At 68.4% G+C, this 206-nt stretch carries 1 protein-coding gene; it reads right to left on the reverse strand.

Annotation, left to right across the window (positions count from 1 at the left end; translation table 11 throughout):
* A partial coding sequence (locus K9D12_RS14730) for a transposase (RefSeq protein ID WP_223060591.1) occupies positions 1-206 on the reverse strand: 206 nt, incomplete at both ends.

The following is a 206-nucleotide window of genomic DNA, read 5'->3' on the forward strand; positions in this document are numbered from 1 at the left end:
TCGTCGGTTTGCTCGGCCAGCACGGCACCGACCAGGCGCACGATCGCGGCGCGGTTGGGGAAGATCCCTACGGAGTCGGTCCGGCGACGGATCTCGCGGTTGAGGCGCTCCGCGGGATTGTTCGACCAGATCTGGGTCCACACGTCCTTGGGGAAGGCAGTGAAGGCGAGGATGTCGGCGCGGGCGGCGTCGAGGTGCTCGTGGAC

The sequence above is a fragment of the Dermacoccus sp. Tok2021 genome, from assembly GCF_019895135.1.
Taxonomy (GTDB): Bacteria; Actinomycetota; Actinomycetes; order Actinomycetales; family Dermatophilaceae; genus Dermacoccus; species Dermacoccus abyssi.